Origin of the sequence: uncultured Methanobrevibacter sp. (assembly GCF_902769175.1) — an archaeon.
GTDB lineage: Archaea > Methanobacteriota > Methanobacteria > Methanobacteriales > Methanobacteriaceae > Methanobrevibacter.
This window is the reverse complement of sequence record NZ_CACXNW010000058.1, coordinates 1-5,617: the sequence shown is the minus strand read 5'-3', so window position 1 is coordinate 5,617 and position 5,617 is coordinate 1. Positions and strand designations below refer to the sequence as shown.

The following is a 5,617-nucleotide window of genomic DNA, read 5'->3' as shown; positions in this document are numbered from 1 at the left end:
GTTTATCTTTTGGAAATTTCTTTAAAACTTCAATTGCTTCGCCACAGTCCATGTTATCACCTAACTAGAATATAAATCTGTAAATATCCAACTTGGATCATATGCTATAAGATATCCGTCTTCACACCATATTGATCTAACATTTCCTGAAGTAGTATCTGCTACTGCTGCAGGATCTCTGTTAATCCAGTTTCCTCCAGTATGCTTTTTATGCTTTAATCTTAATCTGATATGGCCAGTACCACTGACACGACATTTAACGTGGACAAACTGCACATCATAACCTAAGCTTTTAGCTATTCTATAATATACTTGTCCCCAGTCTACACAATTAGAACCTTTTCCCTGACTAGCATCAGTTATTGTTTTTTTGTCTGTTTTTTGTGAATCAAAGTATTTGCTGTATAATTTCTTCTTTGCTATAATAGCTAAAGCTTCATCTATGGTGTTTCCTTTGTAGTTAAATGTTTTGATAAACAGCTTCATTGTTGAGTCATTGTAATCCGGAAGCTTTGACATTCTGTAAACGATTGCAGGAAGCCTTCCATTTGCCCTAATGTATGCTTCTGTCCTTATTGCCATGTCTACATATTCGGCCTTATCGATTTTGGTTCCGTTCTTCAGCATGACATAGTTTGGAAGGAAATCCAAAGAACTGTTGTCCTTAATCAAAGCCATTGTATACATTGCAACCAGCTTGTCTGAACCTAATTTCTTGGCTTTCTTTTCAATATCGTTGCAATTACCTTTTAAGGTTAATATCTGGTAATAGTCACGCTTTTTATATTTCTTTTTGTTCTGGATTAACCAGAATGCTATTGAGTTCATTGCCTGGCAAAAACTTGTCCAGCTAATATTATCTTCTGTCATATACTATAATTTGTATTATCTCATTTATTATATTTTTTATATATTTTAGATAATATATGTGGAACTATTTCTTTTTAAAGATAAAAAATTGAATTAATATACTAAATAAACTTGATATATGATTGATAATTAGGCCTAACATATTGATTTTAAAATAAAATAAATCTTTTTATATGCTCAGATTATCCCAACATGCTCCAATACTTGTATATTATCGTGAGAAAGATTTATTTTAAAATCTTTAATAAAATTAGAAATAATATATTTATTACCTTTAGTTTTATACCAATAAATTAATTTAGATATGAATTTATTTTCAATATCCTGAGTCACATACTCCCACAAACATTTGAAAACATTTAATGTACTTTCTAAAGAATATGAACCATAATAAATTTCAATCATTGGAATGAATTTTAATAAAAACTCTTGAGCAATATTTTTATCAATCAAACCTATATCAATCTGTTCATTTCTAAAATATGCAGTAATAAAATAATAAAATGGAGCTCTACATTCATATCCTTCATTTGAAATTGGATTTAAAAATTGAGTGCAGTGTTTTAAGAACTTATTCAAATCAAAATTATTTTTTAAAACTTTAGGATATGAAAAATAAATATTTTTAATATATTCTAACGAATAGCTAATAAATTTTTTTGAATAAACATTTTCAAATGCCACATCTAATGACTTTAATAATTTATCTTCATTTATCAAATTTTTGTTTATAGAAATTCGGGTAAGTAAATTAGTTAAATTTTCCAAATAAACCCAAACCTCATTTTTAATTATTAATTCAAATAAATTATTCAGAATTATTTCCTTTTTCGAATCAGGCAACTTATCGAATAAAGAAACGACATTATAATTTCTTTCTTCAAAAAATGTGATAATTTTATCTTCATTTAAAAAAGACTCCTCTAATTGCATTCCTTCAATAAATTTTATTTCAGAATCAATTAATGTGGATGATTCAACTTTTGAATTAAATTTAATATCTTTAACTGAACTTACAAGATATATTTCATGTGCAATATGATGTAATTTTGCAATATTTTCAATAAAATCCTTAAGTGAAAGTCTACTTCTCATATAATCCTTACATTCAAATGCGATTAGAGTTTTATCCTTCGTTGCAGCTAAAATATCAATTTCACATTCATATGGTTTACCATCAATAAAATATGTGCATTTGACATTAGGATATACTTTCCTATAAATATTTTTACATAAATTGTAAACATACCATTCAAACCAAATGCCCCTTTCCAATATAAACTCATAGTTTGAATAATATTTGAATTTGGCTTCTCGAAGGTTGCCACAAGAACATATCAGGTTTACATTTTCAAAATCAACTAATTTTTCTGAGTTAGTGCAATTTTTACATTGAGTTTCTAATTTTTTATTGAATACTTCCAATTCCACAAGTTTATCTAAAAATTTAATCAAATCTAATTTTGTGATTTTAAAATCATCTTCCAAATCAAAAAAAGAAAAATTACTATATTTACCACAATCTGGGCATTTAAATTCATAATATTCTTTATAATTTATATCATCCAAATGTTCTCTAAAAAGAAGATTATTGCATTCTGGACAATGAAATTTTTTTATAAAACTTTCTTTGCAAATTTCTTTTACAACAGAGGGTCTTAATAATTTATCATAATATTCAATATTGTCCAAATTTAAATCCTTTATTCCAGTTATAAAACCAAAAAGAAATCTATTCATGTTATTTTCAATTAAAAAGGTGAATAAATTATTATTCACATAAGAATTCTGAGATAATTGATGGAATTTACTTTCAATATTCGTGTCAAATTCACATTCATCATGTTTACAATAATTTTCTAAAGAAACCCTTAAACCCATATAAATATGTTAATAAAAAATCTATAATAAAATTATTCTTATTAAATAACTACATCAAAAAATAATCTAAAAAACATGATAAAAATTTAAAAGTTATCAATATTTTTGTTATGGATCCACTCACGGTGTTTACCAATAGCTACTCTGACAATAACATCAATCAAATTAGTTTCATCTTCCTTTTTGAAGTAATAATAAGCCGGTCCTTCCAGCATCTGTCTTAAATCATAGAATGGTCTTGGCTTGATTGCTTCTGGATGCATCAATCCATAATTTTTGAGTAGCTTAACGTTTTCTGTTTCGTATTTCTCCAGTTTTGATTTCTGGACTTTAGTGGCTACTGTCTTTTCCTTTTTGCCAAAAATCTTGGCTATCTGGGATGAATCAATTAATATACTGGATTCAATTAACAGTAATGTTATTATAGCCTCTGATATATAATATGGCGATTATTGCATATAAAAAATTTGAGCAGAAGAAATTAGTGAAGCTTGTGAAACTTCACTAATGTTTAGGAGATAAAATATGGTTCTATGCTCTGAATTTACCTTTGATGATTCTGTTAGGCGCATTCATTAACACGCCCACTGAGGTAAGTATGAACAGCTTTGTATACATCGGCAATTCATCACGGATGTCCTTTCTCATGAATTCAATCAACGGATAGAAATCATATACGTCACCGTCTGGTCCAAGTGGCGCAACGGTTGTTCCTGAAATTCTTGAGTACAACAATTTCATTCCGGGATTTTGATAATCCATACCAATGTAAGTCTTATCAGCTATTTCAGATCCACCATCACAGACTGCAGTTCCTAGTAAATCAATATTATCAACACCATAATATGATTTAATAGCTTCAACAGGTTCAACCTGTCTGTTGTTGGTGAACATGTCTGATTTTAATGTGGTCAATGACTTGTAATTGACTGCCATGCTGTTTAAGTTACAGAAGCTTCCAGCGGATTCCTTGAACTTTTCTTGAGCTTTTAAAATGGTAACTCCACTGTCATCACCTGCAGTATAGTTGTAGGTTGCCACTTTATTGTTGTTTAAAATCATGTTAATAGCTGCCTGTTCAATACTTCTTCCGATAAGTATTCCAACGTCCTGAAGCATGTCGTGGACACTGATTAAGTTGGAATCAAGCATCTGTGCTGAGACATTTAAAACTCCTCCAATAGTGTCAATGGATACAGTGTCACTGACCGGTTTTCTTACGTTTAATTCCTGTAAAGTAGCGCCAGGTGCAATGTCTTTAGCTTCACCCAATTGTCCTTTGTCAATTATCTCATCAATATTGACTCTTTGAGACATATAAGTATAATATTGGGAGTTTTCCTCAATTTCCTGCTTTGGAATTAATCTTGTGAATTTCATCCATTTTGCTGAAGTGTCTGCAACAATCTGCGCCATCACTTCATCTTGAACTTTAGCATCATTTCCTTTTGTCAACATTAATATCACCTTATGGCCTGCATTTTCCTGTTAGGGCAAGATGTGGTTTGTTTAATAAAACACCAACCTTGGATTGTATGAATAATTTTGTATATTGAGGCAATTCATCATAGATGTCCTTTCTCATGATTTCAATGATTGGATAAAAGTCAGCGATGTTTTCATCACTTGTAATTGGTGCTACAGTTGTTCCTGAAGATTTGGAATACAATACTGTTAATGGAGCGTTTCTGATATCGAATGCAATATAATCCTTTTCACCAAGCATTGATCCACCGTCCGCATGTGTTGTTCCTAAAAAGTCAATGTTGTCAACACCATAATAAGCCTGAATCTCTTCTATAGGCTGCACTGACTTATTTGAGACGTAAGCCAATTGTTTGATGTAGCTTAATGTCCTATAGGATTCAACCATTATTGTTAAGTCTGCACCGGCGCCTGAACTTCCTTTGAATGCTTCCTGTGCTTTTATAACAAACTGTCCGAAAGCTTCCATTGTATCTTCGGTTTGTGTAGTATTGTATTTTGGAACCTTTGCTGAACTGACAATGGTATCGTAGATATTATATTCGATTTTATTTGCAATAAGTGTTGCCACATCTGCTAATAAGTCTTCAAAAGAGATTCTGTCACTGTCAAAGACATCCTTATTAACGTTTAAAACTCCTCCGACAGTATCAATGCTGATGGTGTCGGTTACAGGTTTTCTGATATTGAGTTCTTGTAAAGATGCTCCCGGCGCTAAATCTTTTGCTTCACCGAGAAGCCCACGTTTTATAGCCTCATCCAAATTGATGTTTTGTCTAAAGTAAGTATAATAATCAGAGTTCTCTTTAATTTCCTGTTTTGGAAAGAGTCTGGCTAGCCTTAATCTTTTAGCTGATTCATCAGTAATAGTTTGAGCTATTACCTCATTTTGCACTTTAGTATCATTTCCTTTGGTTATCATTTAAGCATCACCTATATCATATGGTCTGAATACTTCAGCTTGTTAAAGCAATCCTGTCTTTAACGTTAATGTTTGATAATCCACTAGCTAATTTTAATCTGAATAAATGGCCTAATACTAAGATTGCTGTTTTTCTTTTTCCTCCAGTCATTGTTATTGGATCGTTAACTGCAATGCCCAAGATGATTTCACCTTCCGCTGCAGTGTATTTTTTAACTGTTGGTTTTCCTATATCTGAGTTAGCTGATAATGTTACGGCGTCATCAACTTTAATTTTGGCTCCTGCATATTCATAACCTGGAGTTTCACCAGTAGGGGTTGTTACAGTGGTTGCAGTTATTGTACCTTCATCCAAAAGGAAAGTTGTGACTTCTTTTCTTTCTTCCAATAATATAATAGAATCTGCCATTAAATATGTCCTCCACTTAAATCTTTATTATGTAATTTATTATTTATAAT

General features: G+C 30.8%; 6 protein-coding genes. All 6 read right to left on the bottom strand.

Annotated features, from left to right (window positions below; translation table 11 throughout):
- Window positions 1-60: 60 nt before the first annotated feature.
- Window positions 61-870: a pseudomurein-binding repeat-containing protein gene (locus QZV12_RS13460; protein ID WP_295622674.1), complete on the bottom strand. Its 810-nt coding sequence runs from the start codon at window positions 868-870 to the stop codon at window positions 61-63.
- Window positions 871-1,047: 177 nt separating this feature from the next.
- The gene (locus tag QZV12_RS13455; protein WP_295622672.1) at window positions 1,048-2,751 is read right to left on the bottom strand and encodes a hypothetical protein; all 1,704 of its coding nucleotides are present in this window, start codon (window positions 2,749-2,751) and stop codon (window positions 1,048-1,050) included.
- Between the two features lie 86 nt (window positions 2,752-2,837).
- Complete coding sequence (locus QZV12_RS13450; protein ID WP_295622670.1) at window positions 2,838-3,014, bottom strand: hypothetical protein; 177 nt, start codon at window positions 3,012-3,014, stop codon at window positions 2,838-2,840.
- Between the two features lie 268 nt (window positions 3,015-3,282).
- On the bottom strand, window positions 3,283-4,209 hold the full coding sequence (locus QZV12_RS13445) for a hypothetical protein (protein WP_295622668.1): 927 nt from the start codon (window positions 4,207-4,209) through the stop codon (window positions 3,283-3,285).
- A gap of 10 nt (window positions 4,210-4,219) precedes the next feature.
- Window positions 4,220-5,158: a hypothetical protein gene (locus tag QZV12_RS13440; protein ID WP_295622666.1), complete on the bottom strand. Its 939-nt coding sequence runs from the start codon at window positions 5,156-5,158 to the stop codon at window positions 4,220-4,222.
- Window positions 5,159-5,192: 34 nt separating this feature from the next.
- Window positions 5,193-5,567: a hypothetical protein gene (locus QZV12_RS13435; protein WP_295622664.1), complete on the bottom strand. Its 375-nt coding sequence runs from the start codon at window positions 5,565-5,567 to the stop codon at window positions 5,193-5,195.
- Window positions 5,568-5,617 lie beyond the last annotated feature (50 nt).

Bases quoted from the DNA above. Each gene is read 5' to 3' on its own strand.
- QZV12_RS13435 (WP_295622664.1), bottom strand. From the start codon at position 5,567: ATGGCAGATTCTATTATATTATTGGAAGAAAGAAAAGAAGTCACAACT.
- QZV12_RS13445 (WP_295622668.1), bottom strand. From the start codon at position 4,209: ATGTTGACAAAAGGAAATGATGCTAAAGTTCAAGATGAAGTGATGGCG.
- QZV12_RS13460 (WP_295622674.1), bottom strand. From the start codon at position 870: ATGACAGAAGATAATATTAGCTGGACAAGTTTTTGCCAGGCAATGAAC.
- QZV12_RS13440 (WP_295622666.1), bottom strand. From the start codon at position 5,158: ATGATAACCAAAGGAAATGATACTAAAGTGCAAAATGAGGTAATAGCT.
- QZV12_RS13455 (WP_295622672.1), bottom strand. From the start codon at position 2,751: ATGGGTTTAAGGGTTTCTTTAGAAAATTATTGTAAACATGATGAATGT.
- QZV12_RS13450 (WP_295622670.1), bottom strand. From the start codon at position 3,014: ATGCATCCAGAAGCAATCAAGCCAAGACCATTCTATGATTTAAGACAG.